Genomic DNA, 24,009 nt, shown 5'->3' with positions numbered 1-24,009 from the left:
TGGAACCGTGGTGTAGTTGGCCTAACATGCCTGCCTGTCACGCAGGAGATCGCGGGTTCGAATCCCGTCGGTTCCGCCATTTAATCTTTACATGAGGCAAACTGTTCACTACATCTGCTGTATGGCACTGATGCCCTATATAAAGTGTAAGGAATTAAGATTAGACTTTATTATGGCTCGGTAGCTCAGTCGGTAGAGCAGAGGACTGAAAATCCTCGTGTCGGCGGTTCGATTCCGTCCCGAGCCACCATTTTTAAAACAAATTAATATGCCGGTGTAGCTCAACTGGTAGAGCAACTGACTTGTAATCAGTAGGTTGGGGGTTCAAGTCCTCTCGCCGGCACCATGTAATCCTGGAGGATTAGCGAAGTGGCCAAACGCATCAGACTGTAAATCTGCTCCCGTACGGGTTCGGTGGTTCGAATCCATCATCCTCCACCAGTTTTTAGGGGCATAGTTTAAAGGTAGAACAACGGTCTCCAAAACCGTTGGTGTGGGTTCAATTCCTGCTGCCCCTGCCAATTAACTTTTTAGAAATTAACCTTTTATGGCGGTCGTGGCGAAGTGGTTAACGCACCGGTTTGTGGATCCGGCATTCGGGGGTTCAATTCCCCTCGATCGCCCCTTTGTTTTTTCATTTTTTATTGGGGATTAGCCAAGCGGTAAGGCAACGGACTTTGACTCCGTCATGCATAGGTTCAAATCCTATATCCCCAGCCATTATGCGGACGTGGCTCAGCGGTAGAGCATCGCCTTGCCAAGGCGAGGGTCGCGGGTTCGATTCCCGTCGTCCGCTCCAAAATATGGCGCCATAGCCAAGTGGTAAGGCACAGCTCTGCAAAAGCTTTATCCCCAGTTCGAATCTGGGTGGCGCCTCCAGCATATGCCGGCGTGGCGGAATGGCAGACGCGCTCGACTCAAAATCGAGTGGGAAACCGTGGAGGTTCGAGTCCTCTCGCCGGTATATTGAATAGCCCTACATGTTGCTTATGCAATGTGTAGGGCTATTTTTATTTTATATGAAACGATTTATGTGCAGTAAGAAAATCTAGAGTAAGAGAAGATGGACGTTAATAAAGATTGACGTATGATTATATTCAGTATATTGTAGATAAGTAAAGTCTTTAATATGAAGGAGTTGAAGTAGAGTGACTAATGGAAAAAATGTATCGGATACCGATCTGTTATTTGATCTTTCTGTATGGGAAGAGGCATGGAAGAATCGTCCGAGAAGTTCAAAATATAAGAAGAAAAGCGCCCCCATTAATATAGAAGAAGCTTTTGAGCGATGGGCCAGGGATTATCATGCACAGTCTTTCACTGAAGAAGGAAAGCAGCGTTCTGAACGCATTATGGGCTGGATTGAAAACCAGGGTGTGGAATTCGCAGGGTTATCCATTTTGGACATTGGAGCGGCCTCAGGCATATTTACCATTCCTTTTGCGGAAAAGGGGGCAAGTGTAACCGCAGTTGAGCCTTCTGAGTTACTTGTCTCCCTTATGAAAGAGACGATACCTTCAGCTCTGGAATCCAAAATCGAAATCGTAAACGAACGATATGAGGAAATCTCTATTCAGGATAAAGGCTGGGAGAAGAAATATGACTTTGCATTTGCATCCATGTGTCCAGCAATGTCGGATTGGGAAACGATTGAGATGGCGATCAACTGTGCCCGGAAGTATGTATATATAAGCACTATGGCGGGACAGAAGGAACACACACTAATGGAAGAACTTAAGGATGTACTGGGTGTAACTTCTTCATATAAGGCCGGTGATATGGGATATATTCAACAGTTGCTGTATTTGAAGGGTTATTCATACACCATGATCATTACGAGAGAAGTTAACTCATTTGAAATACCGGTGGAAGAGGTTATTGAGAAGCTGCCAGAGTGGCTTAATACGTATGAGTTACCATCGGATGAAGATTCTCTCAGACTGGCTGAGAAGTACATTCGGGATACGTACAGGGATAGTACGGTGAACTTCTCACGTGGAGCAAGATTTGGTAAAATTCTAATTCAACTTGAACAGCCAAATATGAAAACTGTCCGCACTAAGGATAAGCGATAAATCGCATAAGCTTGGCACGAGTAATGATAATCAGGAATTGAGACGGAGACAATGTAGTCTAACGTCTAAGATGGCACTAGGAAGCATCACAACGCTGTGCCAAAAGATGAACGGTTGAAACATATAAGTTAAGATTGCAGAAGTGAAGATGTAAGTGAAGGGAGCAGGTTATGTGCTCCCTCTTTTTTTAAGCCACTAATTCATCAACCGCTATGAACCAGACCTCGTTTATTTAGAGATGTTCGATACTTCTGCTTTCTGCTTACGCTCCCGATACTGGCCGGGGGTGATTCCTTCCCATTTACGGAATGATCGGATAAAGTTTTGCGGATTGTTGTACCGAAGTCGTGCTGCGATATCTTTAACGGTTAGATCACTTTCGTCCAGCCATTTTTTAGCGATATTAAATCGGTACTTGGTCAGATATTCACTAAATGCACAGCCTGTCTCTTTGCGGAAAACACTACTTAAGTAGTTGGCATTGTAGTGAAGCTTAACAGCGCATTCCTCAAGCGTCAGATCCTTATCATAATCTTGATGAATCATGGCAATCATTTTCTCAGATATATACTGATACTGGGCATATTGTCTTGCTTTAAAAACCTGAATGACGGGCAAGATGACTTGATGGTTAAACCAATCTTCAACTTCAGCAGCGTACTGCAAACTATGAAGTTCATGAAACATCGAGCCACGACCTTGGGAGATCTGTCCGAGTCGTATGCCGGATTCCTGAGTCATTTGCAAAATATGTGTGAGTAGCCTCGTAAGAGCCACCTCATACTCCTCGGGTGTAACCTCCATAGCAAAGATCACTTCAAGCAGTTGTTGCAGAAGAGCAGAGGCCTGGACTTCGTCCGCACTTTGAATAGCTTGGATCAATGAATATTCCAATGATTCCGGGTAGGTCATGGACCAAGTGGGAGCGTAATGATCTATGTTCTCATATTGAAAAATAATGCCTGTTCCCAGCTTCATCCGATGCCTTAGTGCTTCCATGGCTTCTGTGTAAGCTTGAGAGATGTGATATAGAGAGCTGTGCGGCTGGCTGAATCCTATACTGACTTGAAGAGTTAGAATCTTATCCATCTGTTGTTGTAACTGGTCTGTTAATACATATAGCTGCTGTGAAAAAATAAACTGATCCTGTTCAACGCTCCCAATCACCGTGACTACTGTATGTTCCAGCACAATGGGAAGCAATTGTTGGTTATGCACAACTGTTTCCTCCAATATATTTTGAATAGCGAATAATAAGAGATCACGATCACTAGTTCTATATTTTGTATGATTAACGAGATCGGCCTGTAGTGTAATAACAGCAATTTGTTGCCATTCCCGAACCTGATGCGTGTAGCCATATTCATTCAGGGCGTCATGAAGAGTATGAACAGGGATCTTACCCTGGAACAGATTCATCATAAAATGATTGCGAATCTGCAATAGATGCACATTAAGTGTGTTCTCTAATTGGGAGTGAGAGGCAGATAATTGTGAGACCCCTGCTCTGATCTGTTCGAACTCATCAGAAAATGGTGGTGATTGCTGAGCTACCGTGTTTCCTTCTTTGGACAGGTGGTTGTCACCAAGTTGGGTTAAAAGTTTACGAATCGGGACATGCATTCGCTTGGAGCCGAGCCAGGCGAGTAATAATGAAAGTAAAAGTAAGCAGATACTGATATACAAGGTGTGTAATCCGATATCGATATATTCTTGTGTCAGAATATTGGTAGGTGAGATTAGAACATAAGTCCATCCTTTTAAGGTAGAAGGGCTATACGTCAGAGAATAATGTGTATCGGCGATCTTAACTTCCCGTTTTTCAAAGCCTGTTGAAAATGTGATGGGTGATAGTTTGGTTATGTTGGCTTCCGTATCCCGATCCTGTAATCCAATGGCAGACAACGGTTGTCCAATGTATATAGGATCGGGATGCACCAAGATACGTTGTTCCCGATTCAAAATGATCAGTCCTGAGGCAGCATTGCCTAAGGACGCTTCTCCTAGTGTGTTTTGCAAAGAACAGGCAGGGATTCCGGCAATCAGGGCAGCATCGGAAGACGTATTCAGATTCGGAATAGATCTCGCAAGGGCAATATGATAAATACAGCCTGTACCGGGTGAGCGCTCGTCATTACTGAACACCGATGAAGGGGAGAGCTGCCATCCAGAGGTTAACGTATCCGATATCAATTCCTTCATGGGAAGAGCCAGTGGAAAATCCGTATTACGATATAATCCGGCATGATCAATAAGCCAATTCTGAGATTGATTCACCAGAGTAATATCCAGCAAAGGTTCCCATGACCTCATATTCTGAAATTCGCTCTGTAGTTTGTCGGCAAGCAAAGGCCCTTTCCCTTCTAGTGAAGAAGAAGCAGACAGGGAGCGGAGGGTTACTGGAGAGCGAACGGCCTGATCAAGCATATAACTAACTGTAGCGAGTTTGTGTTCTACGTTGGATTGCATTTGTTCCAGCAACTGTCTGTTAGCCTGCGTACGATGCAGCTCTGTTTGGTTTGATGAATAGATAAATGCGGCAATTCCCGTTAACAAAATGGGCAGGGTGCTTAACAGGATTCCGAAGATGATCATTTTATGGAGATAGCTGATTGGTCGCACAGTTTCAGTTCCACCCCTGACATTAGAAATAGTAACACTTTCTATTTTAGTAAACGCTTACATATAGAACAATCTAAATTTTGTTTATTTGGATAAATAAGTAATTTTATGAGAGGGTATAGGAGCAGAGATAAGGGATTGCTGATAGATGAACTTGCAGAAAAGGCTAGAGAAACGGCTTGGACTGACTATCCAATACGGAATCATGAGAAACGAAATTGCAGTGTGAACGTAAATAGAGACATGGACAACATTCTCTCTACAGGTCGATATCTGCTAAAGGGTAGCCTGAATACGGGTAATAGAAGGTATCTGGAGTGCTATTCAGCTTAGGTGGAACGTTGGTCTTATATAGGGACAGTCAAAGGTCCAACTAGATCCCCGACCTGAGTCTAGGATGAAAAACCGTCCACGGTCTGTTTTGAAAAGTCGCGGAATCCCCTAGAATAAGGACATAAGGTTAAACAAGAAACACGGAAACAAAAAACAAGAAACACGGAAACAAAAAACAAGAAACAAACGAACAAATGACTCAACACATTAAAAGGAACGAATGGAAAGGGCGGTGAACAACAATTATGAGATTGAATAAGGGAAATGGCTGGGCGATTGTATTGATTGCGCTGGGTGCACTACTCCTCTTCGGAAAGTTAACTCCACTTCTTGGACACTTAATGGGTTATCTGATTCCTGTCCTGATGATTGCACTGGGATACTACGGAGTTAAACGAGGGAATGTGATGCTTGGCTGGATTGTTCTCATCATCGGTATCATCTCACTGATGGGTAAACTGGCATGGTTGATCGGACCGATCATCGCGATCGGGTTAATCATCTTTGGTATCTCATTGCTAAGCAATAACCGCAGTCGTCGTGGTCGGTACTAAGCTTTCACGATTATGAAAAGGAGGGACAGAACATAATGAGTGTATTTCGTCGAATGCGGGATATTACCGTAGCTAATCTGAACGAACATTTGGAGCAAAGTCAGGACCCAGTCAAACTGATTGATCAGTTCCTGGTCTCGACCCGCCAAGACATCGGTGAAGCCGAGAAACTTCGTCATCAATATGCAAGCCATACCAGACAAATGAAACAACAAGCCGATCAGGCAGCAGGTATGGTGAACAAACGGGAAGAACAGGCATCCATGGCTCTGAAAGCAGGGGAAGAACATCTTGCTAAGCTGGCCTTGCAGGAGAAAATCCTCCACGAGGAAAAAATGGAACAGTACAATGAATTGTATGCACAAAGTTATGCGGCATTACAGGAGCTGGATGAACAGATCGATCAGCTGAAGGTTGAATATCAGAATGTATACAGCAAACGCCAATATTACTACGCTCGTATGCAGACGATTCAGTTACAGCAACGTATGAACCAGAGAGGCAATCACAACGGTCAGAATGTACCCCGTATGTTCAACCGACTGGATGATCAAGTCTCTGATCTCGAATATGAAGCACAAAGTCTCCGCGATATCCGGCGGATGAATCAAGATGGTTCAGGAGTGACTGGCAGCATGTCATCCTCTACGCTGGATAAGGAACTGGAACGCTTAAGACAAAAATTGAACAATGACAGAAAGGAGTAGTCACAATGAATAAATTATACCGCTCGGCGCGTAATCGAAGGCTAACAGGTTTGATCGGCGGCATTTCTGAAAATCTCGGATTGAGTACTACGCTGCTACGTATCATTTTCTTCATCAGTATTTTCGCTACGGGAGGTACATCATTGTTGATCTACTTCATCGCTGCGTTGGTGGTACCCAAGGAATCCAATCACGTTGATCCATATGCTTATGATTCCAACGTAAGAGGATACAAGTAAACGAAAGGAGCAAGCACATGAGCAAATTATACCGCTCAACGCGTGACCGGATGTTAACCGGCTTGTGCGGCGGAATTTCCGAAACCATCGGAATGGATTCCACCCTGCTGCGTATCATCTTTGTTATCAGTATCTTCGTAACTGGCGGCACGTCGTTGTTAATATACTTTATTGCAGCACTGGTGGTACCAAAAGAACCGTATCCGCCTTATGATCCATATGGCTACGGTCCGGGCCAAGGCCCTGGTCCTGGCAGAGGATACGACAACTATGATCATCAGCCACCAAGAGGTCCTTTTCAAAATAATCACAACCAACAAGGTCCTGGTAACTTCGGTCCCGGCCCTGGATTCAACGGCAGACCTCAATCTGGTCCCCGTTCTTATGACAACAACGCCTACGGAGCAGGAGCACCGCAAGAAAGTGAACTTGATTCCATGATGAAAGATATCGAGAAAAAAGCACTGAAAAAAGAAGTTGAAGAGCTTCGCCAAAAATTATCTCGTTACGAGAAGGGAGAAAAGTAAAATGGGAGTATTTAAACGGATTAAGGATATGACGAAAGCATCGGTAAATGATATGTTGGATAAAGTAGAGGACCCGATTGTAATGTTGAACCAGTACTTGCGTGATATGGAGGCTGAGATTCATGAGGCAGAGGTAACTGTTGCTAAACAAATGGCAAATGAGCGCCGCATGAAACAACGTTTGGATGAAGCGGAGCGTACTTCGGTACAACGTGAGTCCCAAGCAGAAGCTGCTCTGTCTAACGGTCAGGAAGAAGTGGCACGCAAATTGTTGGAAGAGAAAATCTACTTTGATCAAAAAATTACGGAGTACAGCGAACTGCATGCACAGTCCGAAGCACAAGCAAAAGATCTGTTGCAACAGTTGCATGATATGAAAGATGAGTTCTACAAAATGCGTAACAAACGTAATGAACTTGTATCCCGTGCACAAATGGCAAAAGCTAAAAAACAAATGTCTTCCATCAACAGCTTGCATTCGATCGAAAGTGGCGGCGCATCACTTGGATTCCACCGCATGGAAGAGAAAATCATGCAGCTGGAGGCTGAGGCTGACGTAGCTCGTGCACCTTATCGCAACACATCATCCACGTATACGAATCCTGTAGATGTGGAAAAACAATTCAAAGTGGATCAGCAATTACAAGCCCTCAAAAATAAAATGGGCAATGGTTCCAAGAATGAAGCGAACGGAACTTCAAAAGAATAACTGTTCGCTTAGTGGACAATATGATATTCTATAAATCGTGTATAATGTACGGTTGGTAGAACAAAAGTTAAGCCATACAGGACTTCATTGCCTGGTATGGCTTTTCCGTTGAATAAAGAGAGATTAACTTACAGAGGAGGTGCGGCGGGGATGAATCAAAAGAGTAAATGGCTTGCAGTTGTCATTATGATTATTGGCACAATGATGTTATTGAATGACAATATTAACTTCCTGACCGCTGCCGCACTGATTCTGTTAACGGTTGGAATGCTTCAAGTCCGCAATGGGGATACCCGCAAAGGTCATCGGTATCTTGGCATTGGTGCGGCACTGTTATTGCTGGATAATTTAATGATTGTATTTTTGATTGTACTTGCTTCTTTAGCTTATTTTTATTCAAAAAACAAAAAGATTCATCTGGACGAAGGCGTTATGAAGAAACAGAATTTCATGGCTCGGTACTACTGGGATCAATCATCCTGGACGTTACGTAGTATGAGTCTGTGGCATGCCATAGGTGAGGTTAACGCGGATCTATCTCTTTCGATTCCGGAGGAGAAACAAACAATTGTGCTACTGCAAGGAGTTATGGGTAATGTTCGCCTTACACTACCAGAAGATTATGGTGTGGAGATTGAAGCATCGGTTCTTTTCGGCCGGATTAATCTTCTTGGAGAACAAGATAGCGGCATGATGAACAAATTAGTATGGAGAACGCCTGGATATGAATCCAGTGAACATAAAGCAAAATTTGTCATTTCTTATATTGTTGGCGACCTAAACATCAGTAATCCGTAGTAAAATAGATGAAGAGAAGGAGGAGACCCCGATGAAGACAAAACGACATACCGACATGGTAACCCGAAGTATGGGTGAAGGGATCCTCCTGGTTTTCATTGTGCTCGCTGTTATTTTGTATGTATTGTATACATATGGTTATCTTGCTCCGTTTACAGGCTGGCGGCATCTGATTCAATCGGGTCTGGCCTTATTGCTGCTTCTGATTGGAATCGGTGCGGTCTTTGGGTTCTATCAGAGTTACCGGGTTAAACGCCGGCTCGAACTGCTGCGGGAAACACTTCTACTGTGGGAGAAGGGCTCTCTATCACGCACTGTACCTGATCTGGGCGATGATGATGTGGGCCGTTTAAGTGAGCAACTCGGACGAATCGGCAAAAAGTGGGAAGATCAGATATCTACGCTCCAGCGATTGTCTACTCATAATGCACAGCTTGCTGAACAAGCCAGAATTACGGCTATTGTGGAAGAGCGGCAACGTTTGGCACGGGAACTGCATGATGCGGTATCGCAGCAATTGTTTGCGATATCCATGACAGCAACGGCCGTTGGACGGAAGATGGAGAAGGATTTTGAACGTGCTCAGCGGCAGGTGGCTTTGATTGAGGAGATGGCTTCGGTAGCCCAGTCCGAGATGCGTGCGTTACTGTTACATCTTCGTCCAGTCTATCTGGAGGGTAAACATCTCGAACAAGGTCTGCGTGATCTGGTGATGGAACTGAAAACAAAAGTACCCATGGACATTGTGCTCGAAATGGACGAAGACATTGATCTGATCAAAGGCATCGAGAATCATCTGTTCCGGATCGTTCAGGAGGCTATGTCCAATACGTTACGGCATGCAAAAGCGGAAAAAATGGAGATACGGATCCAGCGCCGTACTGATGCGATCCGGGTATTGATTCGTGATGATGGGCAAGGCTTTGATCTGGATGAGAATAAACAAGCTTCTTACGGTCTGGCTAACATGCGTGAACGTGTTACGGAGATTGGCGGGGCCATACATTTTGTAACAGCGCCTGGTAAGGGAACGCGGATTGAGATTACGATACCTTTGATGAACGATGAAAGCGAGGAAGAACATGTCAATGGAACCGGAAGTCGAAACGGAGACGGAAACGTCGATCAAAGTATTGCTCGTGGATGATCATGAGATGGTACGTATTGGTCTTGCAGCGGTACTGGATACCGAAGATGGAATTGAAGTTGTTGGTGAAGCAGGTAGTGGAGAGGAAGGCATTCGGCTCGCACAGGAATATAAGCCTGATGTTGTTCTGATGGATCTGGTTATGGAAGGAATGGACGGCATTGAGGCTACTCGTCAGGTACTTAAAATGTATCCAGAGTGCAAAGTCATTGTATTGACCAGTTACTTGGATGATGAAAAAATGTATCCTGTCATTGAAGCAGGTGCATTCAGTTATCTGTTGAAAACATCAAGAGCCAATGAAGTGGCAGATGCAATTCGCGCAGCCGCTCGCGGGCAATCCGTTCTGGAGTCACAGGTGGCTTCGAAAATGATGAATCGCTTCCGGCAGCCACAGGCAGCAGCTCCTTTGCACGATGAATTAACAGACCGTGAAATGGATGTGCTCCGGTTGCTCGCCAAAGGTAAATCAAATCAGGACATCGCTGATGATCTGATCATTGGTATCAAAACAGTCAAGTTCCATGTTACAAACTTACTGGCAAAATTGGGCGTAGACGACCGTACACAGGCCGCGATCTATGCTTATAAAAATGGACTTGCAGAGTAAAAACAAGAACTAAATGCAATAACATAATTAAGCCAAAGAACCGTGCATTAATGTGCGGAAGTTATAGATAAGAGATGATTTATATAAATTGAACTAAAGATTTACACAAAACGGAGAGGACAGAAGGAACCTGAAGAAGCGAAGCTAAAAGCTTTCTGAAAGAAAGCTACTTCGGAAGCATAAACTTCGCCTTTATCCCCAGATTTTCACCTTGAAAAAGGGAATCAAAAAATCTGGGGATAACAGCGATCAGAAGGTTGTTCTGTCATCGGAGTGGCGAGTGTAAATATTGTGTAGTTCAATTTATATAGAAAAGATGAATGGAAAGCTCTGATCTGCCATGCAAGTGGCGGGTGGGGCTTTTTTGTTGTGTGCAGAAGAAGTATAGCAAATATGCGAAAGGGGCATGCTGTTGATAGATTCATAGAATGCAAGAAAGAAGCGGGGGATTCAAATGTTAAATCGATGGATGACAGCAGGTATCTTGGCAATAGTTATCATAATTCTTATTGGTGTGACACAGGTATACGCAGAGAAGAACGAATCCAAAGCTACCCAACTGGAACAGTTAATCTATACTGCTGACAGTGTGATTGATAATGTGGATCGTCTAATTATTAAATGGCAAGGAGAAGGCAAGGGAGATGCACAAGCGCAGGCCGTGTTACTGGCAAGTCACTTGGGACTTGAACCACCTGTGCGGGTACGCCAGACGGGTCATGATGTTTACCGCAGTGAAGAGATTGTCGATACGGCTACTGGAGGTGCAGGCATGTTGGTCAATGTCGTCGATACAGGAGACAACGGATACTACGCCATCGTACAACTCTCAGGGGATGCACACACGGATCGGAAGGCATTAATGACATTACATGAAGAGGTCGATCAACTGCTTGTAGACTCAGGGATGAAGGCAACCTGGAATATGTCTGTGCAAGGTACAGCAGTTACTGCTACGGAACATGATGCGAGTCAGCAACTGGAACTGATCGAAAAACAGCTGTCCACAAAGGTGGATATCGCCTCCGTCGAACGTTATACAGATGCAGGCACTGCAAGTGTCTCTTATAAGGCGACTGAGCTGCCCTTGTCGATTAAGAGTGGGTCGCATATGTTGAATATGCAACTCGCAGTTCACCAGATTGGTGATGAAGTCGACAATCGAATTACAGTGGGGTTTCCGGTGATTACGATTGAATATTAAGGATGAATTTTTTATGAACTTGGAGCCGCTAGTGAGAATCTTTATCAGAAAAAAGAGTTTGAAATAGTGCATCCATTCAGTTGATATGCTAAAATGGCATCACATCCAAGAAGGAACTTGCTGGTAATTGACAGTTGTATGTCGTGCATATATAACACCATTACATAGCTCGGGGAGAGCGTGAAGGTTATCTTCCCGGAAGAAAGAGGAGCCCATGGTCGAAAAACAATCGCAAGATGAAGTACAGACACCAGGCGCAGTATTTTTCATTTTTGGAGCAACGGGTGATTTGGCCCGCCGGAAGCTGTTTCCGGCCATCTACAGTCTTTACCGTGAAGGCAAGCTTGCCGAAGACTTTGCGGTTATTGGCGTAGCACGTCGTCCGAGGTCCCCAGAAGAATTCCGGGAAGACATCTATGAATCCATTAAAGAGTTCTGCCGTTATCCAGCTGGGGAACCTGATGAGTGGAACGCTTTTGTCGATCATTTTGAATACAAAGCACTGGATATCAATAATGTGGAAGGATTCAAAGAGCTGCGTGCGCAGACGGAGCATCTGGAATCGAAGTTTAACACGCCGGGTAATCGGCTGTTCTATCTGGCATTGGCACCTGAGCTGTTTGGCAGTGTCTCGTACAGTTTGCGGGACGGCGGTATGTTGGAAAGTCAGGGGTGGAACCGTTTAGTGATCGAAAAACCGTTTGGTTATGATCTGCAATCGGCCGAACATCTGAATGAGCAGATTCGTGAGGTATTCCGTGAAGAGGAAATCTATCGGATTGATCATTATCTGGGCAAGGAAATGGTGCAAAATATCGAAGTCATTCGATTTGGAAATGCTTTTTTTGAACCGCTCTGGAACAACAAACATATTGCCAACGTTCAGATTACGCTGGGTGAGACAGTAGGCGTGGAAGAACGTGGCGGTTATTATGATCACTCTGGCGCACTGCGTGATATGGGGCAAAACCATATGCTTCAGATGCTGACGATGATTGCGATGGAACCGCCGAGTCGCCTGTTCCCGGAGGACATTCGGGATGAGAAGGTGAAGGTATTGCGCTCATTGCGAGCCTTTACTTCGGATGAGGAAGTGAGCAACAACGTTGTGCGGGGACAGTATTCCGAAGGGGAGTACCGTGGCAAGCAGCTTCCGGGGTATCGCCAGGAAGACAAGGTTGATCCGCAGTCGAATACGGAGACTTATTTTGCAGCACGTGTATTCGTGGATAATTTCCGCTGGGCGGGTGTTCCATTCTACATTCGGACAGGCAAGCGTCTTCCGGTGAAAACGACTGAGATCGTAGTTGAGTTCAAGTCGATGCCAAACAACGTGTACCTTGGGAAAAAATATAAGCTCGAACCGAACTTGCTGGTCATTCGGGTGAATCCGATGGAAGGCATATATATCAAAATTAATGCCAAGAAACCAGGCTCGGATTCTGAGATTCAGCCGCTCGCAATGGATTTCTGTCAGAGCTGCATGATTGGAATTAACTCGCCTGAAGCGTATGAACGTCTGCTGCACGATGCAGCAGAAGGGGATTCTACGTACTTTACCCGTTGGGATGAAGTGGCAACAGCCTGGTCTTTTGTGGATCGGATCGCAGCAGCCTGGGGACAGAATCAGGGAGAGCTTCATACGTACCCTGCTGGAACGTGGGGACCAGAAGCGACAGATAAGCTGCTGGAGCAGGATGGATTCCACTGGTGGCCGGTGAATGGTCAGGACGAGGACAGCGTGATCTGGCAAGTGAATGATTAGGTTAAGGGAATTAACAACATAAACAACATGACTAAGCCTGGGGATATCGCAAATTTGCGGTGTCTCCGGGCTTTTTAGCGGGGAAAAGGGAGGTATCCATCCTAAGGAAATAAGTAATTTAAATTAAGTTGTTGACAAAAAGTAAGTATGTAACTTATACTCAACACATGAGTTAAAGAGTTACGCAAATGACAAACTTCATTCGGGCAAACGTTTCGGATAAGTTATCATTCATGAGATAAAATGTAAACCAGTTGAAGGGGTTTGCGTCACAGAGAATCATGAAGAAAAAATGTGCATAATATCTTTAATCTAAGAATACTATTTTGTATATATCGAATGGAGGAAAAAGAAAATGATGTTGGATGTAGGATTGTTGTTGATTCGTTTGGTGATTGGATTGTCGTTCATGGCGCACGGGGCTCAAAAGCTGTTTGGTTGGTTCGGAGGTTACGGGATCAAGGGTACAGGTGGCTGGTTTGAGTCGATGGGCATGAAGCCCGGTGCATTGGTGGCGTTACTGGCTGGACTCGCGGAATTCGGGGGCGGATTGCTGCTGGCCCTGGGTCTGCTTACACCGGTAGGTGGCATTCTGATTGCATTGACGATGGTCATTGCGATTGTGAAAGTCCATGGCGCGAACGGATACTGGTCCACACAGAACGGATTCGAATATAATCTCGCGATTCTGGTGATTGGTGTAGCGCTGGCCCTGACTGGTGGCGGACAATACGCGCTGGATGCATTGATTTTCTAAAACCGATAAATAAAAATGAATGAGGAGTGCCTGGATGCCATGGAAATGGCTGAAGGGTGCTTTTTTTTGCAAGTGAAAAGAGAAGAATCTGCGGTAGTAATCGGTTATTTTCGGTACAGATTATGGTACAATAGGAGAGTTGGGTTAAGAAGCAGTTCACGGTATGCATGAAAGCACAGATTTGAGGAGGATGAACTCCATTGTAAATGTGTAAAATTAATCTAGTGTGTAAATACCTAGTACGTAAAAACTTGTGTACAATCAACCGGCCTCGCCGGATTGCATAAAGATTGAATGATGGACCGGCCATGCCGGATTAACGTGAATGAACGGACGAAAGGGATTAAACCTATGAGCAAAGCTGCAAATGATATTCTTCAACAGGAAGTGGACAAACGCCGGACGTTTGCCATTATCTCTCACCCGGATGCGGGTAAAACCACACTGACCGAGAAACTGTTGCTGTTCGGGGGCGCGATTCGCCTTGCGGGAACGGTAAAAGCTCGGAAAGCCAGCAAACACGCAACAAGTGACTGGATGGAAATTGAGAAACAACGGGGGATCTCGGTTACCTCTTCCGTAATGCAATTTGATTATCTGGATCATCGCGTCAACATTCTGGACACACCGGGTCACCAGGACTTCAGTGAAGATACGTATCGGACACTGACGGCTGCCGATAGCGCGGTAATGTTGATTGACGTGGCAAAAGGTGTCGAGGCACAAACGATCAAGTTGTTCCAGGTATGTGCGAAGCGTGGCATTCCAATCTTTACGTTTATCAACAAACTCGACCGTGAGGGTAAAAGCCCATTTGACCTGATGGAGGAACTTGAAAATGTACTGGGTATTCGTTCGGTTCCGATGAACTGGCCTATTGGTACAGGTCGCGAGCTGTGTGGTGTCTATGACCGGATGAAAAATCAGGTCGAATTGTTCCAAGGGGACGATCACTCCACGATCAAAGTACAAAAGGTAGATGGCTACAAAGATCCGATTATCCGTGAGATGGCAGGAGAATACCTGCATGATCAATTGTGTCAGGATCTGGAGTTGCTGGATATTGCGGGCGACCAATTCGACATGGAGAAAGTTCAACGCGGCGAATTGACACCTATTTTCTTCGGTAGTGCGATTAATAATTTCGGCGTACAGACTTTCCTGGAGAACTTCCTGGAACTGGCACCGAAGCCTGAACCACGTCGCAGTACGGCAGGAGAGATTCAGCCAACAAATGAGAAATTCAGCGGTTATGTGTTCAAGATTCAGGCAAACATGAACCCGGCACACCGGGATCGTATTGCGTTCCTGCGTATTGTGTCAGGCAAGTTCCAACGTGGAATGAGTGTGAAGCATACTCGTGTGGGCAAAGAAATCAAGCTGTCACAGCCACAGCAATTCCTGGCACAAGACCGGGATATTGTCGAAGAGGCATATGCTGGCGATATTATCGGTTTGTTCGATCCGGGTATCTTCCGGATTGGCGATTCACTGAGCCAAGGCAGCGAGATTGTCTTTGAGGAGTTGCCAACGTTCTCACCAGAGATTTTCGCCAAAGTTACCGTAAAAAATGCATTGAAACATAAACAGTACCAAAAGGGAATTGATCAGTTGACGGAGGAAGGAACCATTCAGGTGTTCCAGACGGCAAGTTTCGACGAGACAATCCTCGGCGTAATTGGTCAACTTCAGTTCGAGGTATTTGAATACCGGATGAAAGGCGAGTATGGGGTAGATGTGCAATTGCAGCGCATGCCTTATCAGTTCGCTCGTTGGATCGTGGACGAGAATCTGGACCCAAGCAAATTCCGGATTAACTCTGCGCTTGTAAAAGATAAAAAAGGGAATTATGTAGTGCTCTTCGAAAATGAGTACGCAATGAGAACGGCTATGGATAAAAATCCTACAGCTCAATTCCTGGAGACTGCGCCTTAAGTGAAGACAGAAGTCTTTCGTGGGAATTGTTAAAAGATTAGTTAAACGTGACAAGTTCATGTGATGAGATAGAGCTTGTTAAAAATAAGATCCCTCCGCCAATTGGCGGAGGGATCTATTGCTATACACCTTACCTGGAGGCGGGTATGATCCAGCCGAATAAGGGAAAGCTTTCTTTTGCAGACAGAACAAACGTAATGATGGTTACCTTACCCTCCACTGCTTCGATTAGCTAAGCGGTTGAACGGGAATGGTGTGCAGATGCTCTTGCGCGATTTGAATCAGTTCTTCCTGCTTGGCAGGTTCTGTGTTCTTCCAGATCATCTCGAAAATGGCGCCAAGTCCAGGTAATGCAGCTTCCGGTCCATCTACTGAACCTTCAATCATCTCCCGGAGCTGATCATCACTCTTGTCATGAACTTTATGAACAATCGCTTCACGCAGGCTTAATGTAATGGGCATCGCAATTCCCTCCTCGTATATTCGGCTGCTCTAATACTGTTCCCTGGGAAGCGCGAGCGCATTCAAGTTTATCAGGCTTTGTGGTATACTACGAAGGATTATTTACGTTAGCATGGGTATCCGTAATGATGCGTCATGCTGAAGTGCAGCGGGAGGTTAAGACCCTAATGGCCAAGAAACAATATGCCGTAATTGGCATGGGACGGTTCGGATCAAGTGTTGCCAATGCACTGAGTGGTATGGGATTTGACGTGCTGGCAATTGATGCGGACGAGCAGCGGACTCAGGAAATGTCCAATGTGGTGACCCATGCGGTATCGGCAGATTCAACAGATGAAGAAGCGCTGCGTGCGCTGGGCATACGGAATTTCGACGTTGTCGTTGTGGCGATTGGTGAAGATATTCAGGCGAGCATTCTGACAACCCTGATATTGAAAGATATGGGTGTACCGGTTCTGATCGTAAAAGCTCAAAATGAGCTTCATGGTAAGGTATTGCAGAAGATTGGCGCAGATAAAGTCATCTATCCTGAGCGGGATATGGGACTGCGCGTAGCCCATCATCTGACCTCGCCTAATATACTGGATTACATCGAGTTATCTGAGGATTACAGCATTTTGGAGATGAGAGCCTCCGAGCAAATGATCGGTAAAAACCTCATGGAATTAAACATCCGTGCACGTTTTGGTTGTAACGTGATGGCGATCCGCACTGGGAATTCGATGAACATCTCGCCGTACGCGGAGGACCGAATCGAAGCTGGAGATGTGCTGATCATTGTAGGTCACAAGGATCATTTGACGAAAATGGAACTTGCGTATCCGAAGTGATGGATGCAGATGGGAAGGATGGTAAGATGGATATTGTATCACCGCAAAATACACGTGTAAAAGAATGGGCGCAGTTGCTGGAGAAAAAGCATCGTACCCGTCAACATAAATATATCATTGAAGGCATTCATCTGGTACAGGAAGCACTGCGTGCCAGAGCAGATCTGGAGTGCATCGTGTACGATGGAGAGCAAGGCGTACCTAGCGAACTGGCTGGACTTGAGAACCCGCTACAGCGTGTGGAGTGGGTTAGTGTATCTCCAGCGGTTATCGCCAAATGTACGGATACGATGACGCCACAGCCTGTATTCGCGATTGTGCGTAAAGGCAGTGAGCCACTGGAAAGCCTAATTACCGGAGCGCGTGGGCTTGTTGTTGTGCTGGATGGGGTGCAGGACCCAGGGAATGTCGGGACAATCATCCGTAGTGCGGACGCAGCTGGAGCCGCGGGGGTTGTACTTGGTGCTGGCTGTGCTGATGTATATAACCCGAAGACGATTCGTTCGACGATGGGGTCATTGTTTCATTTGCCCATTGTGGAGGGCCAGTTGGAATCCTTGCTTCCCGAAGCGAAGGCTGCGGGCGTGAAGCTGGTAAGTACTTCTTTGCAGGCAGAGCATTCATGTTATAGTTATGATTTTACGCAGTCGGTATGGCTTGTCATTGGTAACGAAGGCAAAGGCATCTCGGATGCTACGGCACGTTTGGTGGATGATGCGATTACGATCCCGATGCAGGGACAGGCAGAGTCGCTCAACGCGGCGATGGCGGCAACGATTTTGTTATTTGAGGCGATGAGACAGCGGATGTTGTAGGTAGTGATATAACTCAAATTTTGTGGTTTATATCATCGAATGAGACAACTTATAACATAAAATGAGACAACATAAATACCTGGAAACCCTGTCAGGACGGGGATAAAGGATAAATCTATTCTCAAGTTCTGTTAATCGTCTAATTAAATATTTATTGTATTTGTACAAAAAAATCTCCTTTTTTTTTATATGATTTAGGTAAGATAAACTTCCTGCTGATAACAAACTTAATAACTAACTCGAACAGTCCCCATGAATAGTAATAATTCTTCGGGGACTGTTTGTTCTTTACATGTATTTATTAAATTTATTAATGAGTAATGAACCTTATCTGCCATAAGTAGCACATACGTGAATTATATTTACTTATACAACTTTAAAGGTAGTCTTATTAAAGATTGTCCTGCGGCAGAAGGAGTAAGATTATCTTCTAGTATGAATCCATCCACTGGCTCAATTTTGTTGAAAGTTTTTAAAAATGTAGTCAGTACAATTTTGCCCTCCAAGCGTGCCAAGGGTGCTCCCAGACAGAAGTGCGTACCAAAACCAAATGCAAGTTGTTTGTTATTGTTTGAGCGATGAATATTAAGTTTGAACGGATCTTCGAACATATTCTCATCCATATTGGCTGCGCTCATCCATGCTACGATGGCGTCTCCTTTTTTCATCTTAACTCCAAGCAGATCGTTATCCTCTTTGACCATGCGGTCCATTTTACTGATGTGAAAGCGATATCTCAGCATTTCTTCTACCGCAGCAGGAACCAGCTCAAGGTTATCCCTGAGTTCGACATACAATTCCGGTTGATCATATAAAAGGGCATAGAAAGAGTTGGCTAGCAAATTACTAGTCGTTTCGATGCCAGCTCCCAAAATGAACATGGTGGTACGTACAATCTCTTCATCTGTAAAGTGTTCGCCATCGTGCTCAACCTGGATTAAGTCTGATATGATGTCTTCTCCCAGATTAGATCGCTTGGACACGACGAAAGGATATAAGTACTTAAAATATTCTTCACCAGCAATTTTTTTTAATTGGTTAATTTGATCAAAGGTGGCATCGGTAGAGGGCATAAACATGGTATCCACCCAGCCCTTGAATAGATGATGATCATTTGATGGAATGCCAAGTAGATCAGACATGATAATGATAGGAAACGTACTAGTGTATGCTTTGATAATATCCACTTCCGATTGATGTTCAAATTCTCTGATCAACTCTTCGGCCACGGCTTCAATTCTCGGTTCCCAAAGCTTCAGACTTCTTGGCGTAAATGCACTTGCAAGTAAGGATCGCCGCTTGCGATGTTCCGGGGGGTCTACATTGTGTATATCTAGCTTGTCCGGTATATGATGCTCGCTATCCGTGCCTTCTTCTTCACTACTTGAATATCCCACGCTAGAAATAGATCTTTTTCTCACACTGGAGAAGTGCTCATGATCATTAAGCACGGTTTTTACCAGATCATACTTGAATACATGCCAGGAATCGGTCTCTTCATTGTAGATGACAGGTTCCTGATCCAGCATTCTTCGATACCAACGGTAGGGACTGAATTCTTCTTCTTTTGATTGGAAATTCGTGATTTCGGACAGAGAAATAATAGAACTCTTCGTCACTCGTTTCGCCTCCTTGGTTGGTCTCATTTACCAATATAACAAATAAAAGTACTTTAATTCAAGTATTGTGATTATTGTTTGAATACAATCCCAAAGATACAGAGTCTGTACATCAACCCGTTATGATATAAAATAGAACTCATGTGGGTAAGCACTACATAGAAGCCATACATAGAAGGGGGGCAGTCATAATGTCGATTCAAATATTTATACTTGGTGCACTTAGTGAAGGTAATTATTATCCCTATGATATTAAGAAACGAATTGGCAAACATCTGGATCAAACGGATGCTAAGATTACCGAAGGCACCATATATTATAATTTTGAAGTATTACTGAAGAAGGGTCTGATTGATAAGGTAGAAACAATACAATCGGAAAATAGACCAGACAAAACAACATATGGAATTACTGAGAAAGGACGAATATTTCTGGAAGAGAGTATATACAAGGCGTTCCAGAAGTTTACGAACGTGGAATCCTTATACGCTGCATTGGTACATCTGGATAAGGTGGATAATCAGAAGCTCGCTTATTTAATTATGGATATCATTGAAAAGTTGGATAGGAAGCTTGAATATATCGATCTTCATAGGCATGATGAGATTGATGCGCAAGAGGACTTAAAAGATGCACTGTTATTGATGAGAGATCATGCCTACCACTCAATTCATAATGATATGCTCTGGCTTAGGAAACTGTTGGATCATGTTCAGGGTAGAGTATTAAAAAGCACATGATGAACGGTATGCTGGGTCCTTGGCTTGTCTGCGCTCACAGGAACAAGCCGAGGCTCCTTACCGTTTCCCAAGAAATAGAATGCTCTAATTGTTTTACCTCAAAGAATAAGTCATTCCTCGGAATGGCTTATTCTTCGTCTCCCTCTCTGGGCTCCGCAAGCTCTGGGAAAAGAGCGGGGAGCATCAACTCACTTACGGCACCGTTATCGTTATAAAATCTCCAATGGGCCTTTCCTTCGTATAATAAGGAAAGACGTTGCACGGTGTTTCGGATACCAATATGCTCGCCGTCTCTGCCGGCTATAATTTTACCCTGATTTAATAGCTCCAATTGGTTTATGGGGTAACCGTTTCCTGTATCTGAAATGATGATTTTGGCAAACGGATAGAAGTCGATTTCGAAGTAGTCCACATTCACTGCTATATGAATGCACTTATTAGATTGCACAGAATACTTGATTGAATTTTCTACAAAGTTTTGAATCAGCATAGGGGGAACAAGCATATCTGCTATCATTTTGTTGATGTCAAGAGAATAGGTGAATTTATCCATGTAACGAATGGATTGAATCTGAAGATATGTGTCAACGTGTTTGATTTCTTCATGAAGCGGGACAAAATCGTTATCTACTTTGATCATGTACCGATAGAAATCAACGGAATGAACAATAAGCTTTTTGGCCGTCTGTGAATCTTTGTTCTCAAGCAGATTGTAAACCATATTCAGTGAATTAATAATAAAATGAGGTTGTATTTGCATTTGGAGACTTCGAAGGAGGGACTTCTGAAGCTTGATTTCCTCTTCGTATACGCTTATTTTTAAATGCTGAACTTCATCCATCATCTGATTAAAGGTTTGATTTACAATAGCAATCTCATTTGACACCCGGTAAGGTGAGATCCGATACTGCAGGTCTCCGCGTTGAATATGTTTCATCGCTTTGTTCAGCTTTTGGAGCGGTTGAACCACAGTCAATCTTACTAGGAAGAACAGGAACGGAAGCAGCGCTGCTACAATTATAGAAATCGCTAGCGTATACTTTTGCATAAAAGGAAGGGCCTTCAAAATGGTGTCTTCAGGTATAACTTCCACGAACGAGATTGGAGCCGAAGAAGAAGGGGCTGTAATAATCAGGTTGTTCTTAGGGATATCAGAAATTGCACGTTGTAAGTCGTTATTCGGTATAAGATATAAGGTGAAATTCGGATTATTTTTCGAATAATAGTTTAAAGATCTGTCTAGATTAACGTAAACTCCGGTTAGCACGCCATTGTCACCTTTGCTAAAGTGAATCATACTAGAGTGATTATAGATCTTTATGAATTTCCAGTCTGTTTTTAAGGATAAGTCACTTGTCTCCAAAGATGCTGCGGCTTGCATAACGTAGGATTTAACGGCGTTCCGCTCTTCCGGATTCTGGCTGGAGCTGGCTGATATATAAGCATTATCGGTATAGACAAAAAGAGTGTCGACTAGGTTAGTGCCATAAAGAATTTGCTTAGAGAGATTCAAGGATATTCTTTGCTTGGCTAATTCTGAATCGGATTCGTCGTTGCTTAACGTGAGTTGAAGATCACTTTCGAACCAGGCAGTATTGACAGCAAAAGTTACCGCATTATTGAGCTCGTTGTCTATTTGAATCCAATAGGACTGCAGCATATTCTGGTGGGTGTTCTCGACCTGCTTAACCAGCGTAGACCGGGCTTGATAGTTGGTGTAGATAAACATCGCAATCACAGGAATTAAAATAGCGAATATTCCTAATAACTTTATGAATATTGAGTTGTAAAATCCTTTGTGTCGAAGTCGTTTCATAACCAAGCTCCATATTGTAAAATTTAACCCGAACGGGCTATTATGATTATACTCTTAGATGAATGGATGTCAAAACGGCAGCAGGAGGATACAGACATGAATGTGTTAATCGTAGATGACGAAATAAGTGCGATTGAAGCTGTGAGAAATGGAATTCAGTGGGACAAGGTAGGGGTCCAGAATATTTATGTAGCTGCCAGTTTACAAGAAGCGATTCATAGATTCAGCGAATGTCTAATTGACATTTTACTTAGCGATATTGAAATGCCAATGGGTTCAGGCTTGGAACTGTTGAAATGGGTTAATGAGCACCACCCGCATGTAAAATGCGTTTTTATGACATGCCATGCTGATTTTCAGTTTTTGCAAAATGCCCTGCAACTGGGCAGTGTAGATTACATTCTGAAGCCGTTGGACTTCCTTAGAGTGACGGTTGTTCTTGAAAATACAATAAAGAAAATCCGAATGGAGAGAATTTTAAAAGAGAATAGCAACTCTTGGATTCAAAACAAGAAATCAGTAATTAAACATTTTTGGAAGGATTTTTTTCTCGGGGATATTGCACCCAATAAAGACAGCTTGACGAATTACTTGCGCCAGAAACGACTTGATATTAATCTCGAGAATTTCTACCTTCCCATCTTAATTGTTACCAAGAAATGGACTGAACAAGTTACGAAGGAAGATCAGAAGTTACTGCAGTATGCATTGAGAAACATAACGGATGAATTTCTCGTTATTCCGGAAACTGAAAAAGAAGTCATTCCTTTCACGGATACGTCAATTCTGGTTATGCTGAATATGGAAGCGAGTCTAGAGGAACAGTATCTATTTAAAAAGATTGACGCATCTTGCCGCAAATTAACGGATATGGTAAAAGGGCATATTAAAGAAATCATCTGTTGTTATATAGGAGAAATAAACAATATTTACGAAATGCCGGCTATTATTGAGTCACTGCAAGAGATGGATTTTAACAATATGATTCAAACGTCGGATATATTCTTTCTATATCAAGTACGCGACCTAAATGGCTTTATACTCACCGATACACTTATCAATCGATGGAGAGATTGGATGCTACAAGGCAGATATGTCCAGATTTCGAATGAAATAAGGGAAAAATTATTATCTCATGGTCAGAGAATCACACGTGGTTTTCTTAAAAAATTTACGATGGAATTTCACTTTTTGATTTTTGAATTTGCCAGAGGCCGAAATATTTTTGTGAACGAACTGTTTGGTGATGAGCTATCAAACCAAATATTAGGTGAAGCTTCAGAGTCGTTGGAAGCCCTCCTTCATTGGGTGACTTACGCCATGGATCGTATGCAGAACTTTGATAAGATGAACACAAACTGGGTTAATCCAGTCGATAGAACGAAGGATTATATTCATCTTCATTTATCGGAGGAGCTTTCGATGGAGCATATTGCTAACAATGTTCATCTGAATGCAGATTACTTAACAAGAATATTCAAAAGAGAAGTTGGCGTATCCATTAGTAAATATATGATTAATAAAAAAATGGAAGTAGCCAAAGAACTCCTCATTCATACGGACAAAAGTATTGGTGAAATTGCCATGCTGGTCGGTTATTATAATTATTCAAGTTTCAATCGCATCTTTACCAAAGAGACGGGAATGTCTCCCCAGAAGTTCAAAATTAGTAACGTCACACAGTAATTAGTCGGAATTCGGAATCCATTAAGTCGGATCATGTATAACGTTAACTGCCACCTGTT

At 43.7% G+C, this 24,009-nt stretch carries 21 protein-coding genes and 10 tRNA genes; 27 read left to right on the top strand and 4 right to left on the bottom strand.

The annotated features are described in order from the left end of the window. Position 1 precedes the first annotated feature (1 nt). The 11 genes from BS614_RS28950 (at position 2) to BS614_RS28900 (ending at position 2,075) form a co-directional block, all read left to right on the top strand. Positions 2 to 79 (top strand) — tRNA-Asp (locus BS614_RS28950). Positions 80 to 174: 95 nt separating this feature from the next. After that, positions 175 to 250 (top strand) — tRNA-Phe (locus BS614_RS28945). 20 nt (positions 251 to 270) lie between these two features. Next, a tRNA-Thr gene (locus tag BS614_RS28940) sits at positions 271 to 346 on the top strand. Between the two features lie 9 nt (positions 347 to 355). Continuing rightward, positions 356 to 441: transfer RNA gene (locus tag BS614_RS28935), tRNA-Tyr, on the top strand. Positions 442 to 447: 6 nt separating this feature from the next. Then, positions 448 to 521 (top strand) — tRNA-Trp (locus tag BS614_RS28930). 29 nt (positions 522 to 550) lie between these two features. Beyond that, a tRNA-His gene (locus BS614_RS28925) sits at positions 551 to 623 on the top strand. Positions 624 to 645: 22 nt separating this feature from the next. Beyond that, positions 646 to 720, top strand: a tRNA-Gln gene (locus BS614_RS28920). A gap of 4 nt (positions 721 to 724) precedes the next feature. Next, positions 725 to 799, top strand: a tRNA-Gly gene (locus BS614_RS28915). A gap of 6 nt (positions 800 to 805) precedes the next feature. Next, positions 806 to 879, top strand: a tRNA-Cys gene (locus BS614_RS28910). 6 nt (positions 880 to 885) lie between these two features. Further along, positions 886 to 964 (top strand) — tRNA-Leu (locus tag BS614_RS28905). Positions 965 to 1,148: 184 nt separating this feature from the next. Then, on the top strand, positions 1,149 to 2,075 hold the full coding sequence (locus BS614_RS28900) for a class I SAM-dependent methyltransferase (protein WP_084174811.1): 927 nt from the start codon (positions 1,149 to 1,151) through the stop codon (positions 2,073 to 2,075). Positions 2,076 to 2,303: 228 nt separating this feature from the next. Here the strand turns inward: BS614_RS28900 and BS614_RS28895 are convergent, their stop codons facing one another. Beyond that, a complete protein-coding gene (locus BS614_RS28895; RefSeq protein WP_074096427.1) occupies positions 2,304 to 4,697 on the bottom strand; it encodes a helix-turn-helix domain-containing protein in 2,394 nt (797 codons plus the stop codon). Positions 4,698 to 5,275: 578 nt separating this feature from the next. Between BS614_RS28895 and BS614_RS28890 the strand changes: the two genes are divergently transcribed. The 12 genes from BS614_RS28890 (at position 5,276) to BS614_RS28835 (ending at position 15,982) form a co-directional block, all read left to right on the top strand. Beyond that, positions 5,276 to 5,584 (top strand): LiaF transmembrane domain-containing protein, encoded by a 309-nt coding sequence (locus BS614_RS28890; RefSeq protein WP_074096426.1) that lies wholly within the window; start codon positions 5,276 to 5,278, stop codon positions 5,582 to 5,584. Positions 5,585 to 5,619: 35 nt separating this feature from the next. Next, positions 5,620 to 6,291, top strand: a complete 672-nt coding sequence (locus BS614_RS28885) for a PspA/IM30 family protein (protein WP_017692312.1) — start codon at positions 5,620 to 5,622, stop codon at positions 6,289 to 6,291. A gap of 5 nt (positions 6,292 to 6,296) precedes the next feature. Next, positions 6,297 to 6,530, top strand: a complete 234-nt coding sequence (locus BS614_RS28880; RefSeq protein WP_036673255.1) for a PspC domain-containing protein — start codon at positions 6,297 to 6,299, stop codon at positions 6,528 to 6,530. A gap of 17 nt (positions 6,531 to 6,547) precedes the next feature. Then, positions 6,548 to 7,057, top strand: coding sequence for a PspC domain-containing protein (locus BS614_RS28875; RefSeq protein WP_017692314.1), 510 nt, complete (start codon positions 6,548 to 6,550; stop codon positions 7,055 to 7,057). A 1-nt stretch (position 7,058) separates the two neighbouring features. Next, the gene (locus tag BS614_RS28870) at positions 7,059 to 7,766 is read left to right on the top strand and encodes a PspA/IM30 family protein (protein WP_017692315.1); all 708 of its coding nucleotides are present in this window, start codon (positions 7,059 to 7,061) and stop codon (positions 7,764 to 7,766) included. Positions 7,767 to 7,916: 150 nt separating this feature from the next. After that, complete coding sequence (gene liaF, locus BS614_RS28865) at positions 7,917 to 8,564, top strand: cell wall-active antibiotics response protein LiaF (protein WP_036605686.1); 648 nt, start codon at positions 7,917 to 7,919, stop codon at positions 8,562 to 8,564. 31 nt (positions 8,565 to 8,595) lie between these two features. Continuing rightward, positions 8,596 to 9,711, top strand: coding sequence for a sensor histidine kinase (locus BS614_RS28860; RefSeq protein WP_036605687.1), 1,116 nt, complete (start codon positions 8,596 to 8,598; stop codon positions 9,709 to 9,711). Continuing rightward, the gene (locus BS614_RS28855; RefSeq protein ID WP_091020933.1) at positions 9,653 to 10,321 is read left to right on the top strand and encodes a response regulator transcription factor; all 669 of its coding nucleotides are present in this window, start codon (positions 9,653 to 9,655) and stop codon (positions 10,319 to 10,321) included. The genes BS614_RS28860 and BS614_RS28855 overlap by 59 nt, the downstream gene beginning before the upstream one ends. A 454-nt stretch (positions 10,322 to 10,775) precedes the next feature. After that, on the top strand, positions 10,776 to 11,525 hold the full coding sequence (locus BS614_RS28850; protein WP_074096425.1) for a YwmB family TATA-box binding protein: 750 nt from the start codon (positions 10,776 to 10,778) through the stop codon (positions 11,523 to 11,525). 214 nt (positions 11,526 to 11,739) lie between these two features. Beyond that, the gene (gene zwf, locus BS614_RS28845; RefSeq protein WP_074096424.1) at positions 11,740 to 13,290 is read left to right on the top strand and encodes a glucose-6-phosphate dehydrogenase; all 1,551 of its coding nucleotides are present in this window, start codon (positions 11,740 to 11,742) and stop codon (positions 13,288 to 13,290) included. 358 nt (positions 13,291 to 13,648) lie between these two features. Further along, positions 13,649 to 14,047 carry a DoxX family protein gene (locus tag BS614_RS28840; RefSeq protein ID WP_024634146.1) on the top strand — a complete coding sequence of 133 codons (399 nt, stop codon included), beginning with the start codon at positions 13,649 to 13,651 and terminating at the stop codon, positions 14,045 to 14,047. Between the two features lie 351 nt (positions 14,048 to 14,398). Further along, on the top strand, positions 14,399 to 15,982 hold the full coding sequence (locus BS614_RS28835) for a peptide chain release factor 3 (RefSeq protein WP_074096423.1): 1,584 nt from the start codon (positions 14,399 to 14,401) through the stop codon (positions 15,980 to 15,982). Between the two features lie 228 nt (positions 15,983 to 16,210). Here BS614_RS28835 and sspI read toward each other — a convergent pair whose 3' ends face one another. Beyond that, positions 16,211 to 16,444, bottom strand: coding sequence for a small acid-soluble spore protein SspI (sspI, locus tag BS614_RS28830; RefSeq protein WP_017692323.1), 234 nt, complete (start codon positions 16,442 to 16,444; stop codon positions 16,211 to 16,213). Positions 16,445 to 16,611: 167 nt separating this feature from the next. On the opposite strand from sspI, the gene BS614_RS28825 reads away from it, so the two are divergent. Together BS614_RS28825 and BS614_RS28820 are read left to right on the top strand one after the other, a co-directional pair. Next, positions 16,612 to 17,274: a potassium channel family protein gene (locus tag BS614_RS28825; RefSeq protein WP_244898227.1), complete on the top strand. Its 663-nt coding sequence runs from the start codon at positions 16,612 to 16,614 to the stop codon at positions 17,272 to 17,274. Positions 17,275 to 17,300: 26 nt separating this feature from the next. Next, a complete protein-coding gene (locus BS614_RS28820; RefSeq protein WP_074097040.1) occupies positions 17,301 to 18,089 on the top strand; it encodes a TrmH family RNA methyltransferase in 789 nt (262 codons plus the stop codon). 362 nt (positions 18,090 to 18,451) lie between these two features. Here BS614_RS28820 and BS614_RS28815 read toward each other — a convergent pair whose 3' ends face one another. Continuing rightward, entirely contained in the window at positions 18,452 to 19,735 is a 1,284-nt protein-coding gene (locus tag BS614_RS28815; protein ID WP_074096422.1) for a cytochrome P450, read from the bottom strand. Positions 19,736 to 19,899: 164 nt separating this feature from the next. Between BS614_RS28815 and BS614_RS28810 the strand changes: the two genes are divergently transcribed. Continuing rightward, positions 19,900 to 20,448 (top strand): PadR family transcriptional regulator, encoded by a 549-nt coding sequence (locus BS614_RS28810; protein ID WP_074096421.1) that lies wholly within the window; start codon positions 19,900 to 19,902, stop codon positions 20,446 to 20,448. Between the two features lie 127 nt (positions 20,449 to 20,575). On the opposite strand, the gene BS614_RS28805 is transcribed toward BS614_RS28810, so the two are convergent. Further along, a complete protein-coding gene (locus BS614_RS28805) occupies positions 20,576 to 22,264 on the bottom strand; it encodes a sensor histidine kinase (RefSeq protein ID WP_074096420.1) in 1,689 nt (562 codons plus the stop codon). 96 nt (positions 22,265 to 22,360) lie between these two features. Between BS614_RS28805 and BS614_RS28800 the strand changes: the two genes are divergently transcribed. After that, positions 22,361 to 23,950 carry a response regulator transcription factor gene (locus BS614_RS28800; protein WP_074096419.1) on the top strand — a complete coding sequence of 530 codons (1,590 nt, stop codon included), beginning with the start codon at positions 22,361 to 22,363 and terminating at the stop codon, positions 23,948 to 23,950. Positions 23,951 to 24,009: the final 59 nt, after the last annotated feature.

Source organism: Paenibacillus xylanexedens, from assembly GCF_001908275.1.
In the GTDB taxonomy this organism is placed as follows: Bacteria; Bacillota; Bacilli; order Paenibacillales; family Paenibacillaceae; genus Paenibacillus; species Paenibacillus xylanexedens_A.
The sequence above is the reverse complement of the archived record's forward strand: the minus strand, read 5'-3'. Positions and strand labels throughout refer to the sequence as shown.

Bases quoted from the DNA above. Each gene is read 5' to 3' on its own strand.
- BS614_RS28885 (WP_017692312.1), top strand. From the start codon at position 5,620: ATGAGTGTATTTCGTCGAATGCGGGATATTACCGTAGCTAATCTGAAC.
- BS614_RS28855 (WP_091020933.1), top strand. From the start codon at position 9,653: ATGGAACCGGAAGTCGAAACGGAGACGGAAACGTCGATCAAAGTATTG.
- BS614_RS28860 (WP_036605687.1), top strand. From the start codon at position 8,596: ATGAAGACAAAACGACATACCGACATGGTAACCCGAAGTATGGGTGAA.
- zwf (WP_074096424.1), top strand. From the start codon at position 11,740: ATGGTCGAAAAACAATCGCAAGATGAAGTACAGACACCAGGCGCAGTA.
- BS614_RS28815 (WP_074096422.1), bottom strand. From the start codon at position 19,735: ATGAGACCAACCAAGGAGGCGAAACGAGTGACGAAGAGTTCTATTATT.
- BS614_RS28880 (WP_036673255.1), top strand. From the start codon at position 6,297: ATGAATAAATTATACCGCTCGGCGCGTAATCGAAGGCTAACAGGTTTG.
- BS614_RS28820 (WP_074097040.1), top strand. From the start codon at position 17,301: ATGGATATTGTATCACCGCAAAATACACGTGTAAAAGAATGGGCGCAG.
- BS614_RS28810 (WP_074096421.1), top strand. From the start codon at position 19,900: ATGTCGATTCAAATATTTATACTTGGTGCACTTAGTGAAGGTAATTAT.
- BS614_RS28850 (WP_074096425.1), top strand. From the start codon at position 10,776: ATGTTAAATCGATGGATGACAGCAGGTATCTTGGCAATAGTTATCATA.
- BS614_RS28890 (WP_074096426.1), top strand. From the start codon at position 5,276: ATGAGATTGAATAAGGGAAATGGCTGGGCGATTGTATTGATTGCGCTG.
- BS614_RS28875 (WP_017692314.1), top strand. From the start codon at position 6,548: ATGAGCAAATTATACCGCTCAACGCGTGACCGGATGTTAACCGGCTTG.
- BS614_RS28870 (WP_017692315.1), top strand. From the start codon at position 7,059: ATGGGAGTATTTAAACGGATTAAGGATATGACGAAAGCATCGGTAAAT.
- sspI (WP_017692323.1), bottom strand. From the start codon at position 16,444: ATGCCCATTACATTAAGCCTGCGTGAAGCGATTGTTCATAAAGTTCAT.
- BS614_RS28840 (WP_024634146.1), top strand. From the start codon at position 13,649: ATGTTGGATGTAGGATTGTTGTTGATTCGTTTGGTGATTGGATTGTCG.
- BS614_RS28800 (WP_074096419.1), top strand. From the start codon at position 22,361: ATGAATGTGTTAATCGTAGATGACGAAATAAGTGCGATTGAAGCTGTG.
- BS614_RS28835 (WP_074096423.1), top strand. From the start codon at position 14,399: ATGAGCAAAGCTGCAAATGATATTCTTCAACAGGAAGTGGACAAACGC.
- BS614_RS28825 (WP_244898227.1), top strand. From the start codon at position 16,612: ATGGCCAAGAAACAATATGCCGTAATTGGCATGGGACGGTTCGGATCA.
- BS614_RS28805 (WP_074096420.1), bottom strand. From the start codon at position 22,264: ATGAAACGACTTCGACACAAAGGATTTTACAACTCAATATTCATAAAG.
- liaF (WP_036605686.1), top strand. From the start codon at position 7,917: ATGAATCAAAAGAGTAAATGGCTTGCAGTTGTCATTATGATTATTGGC.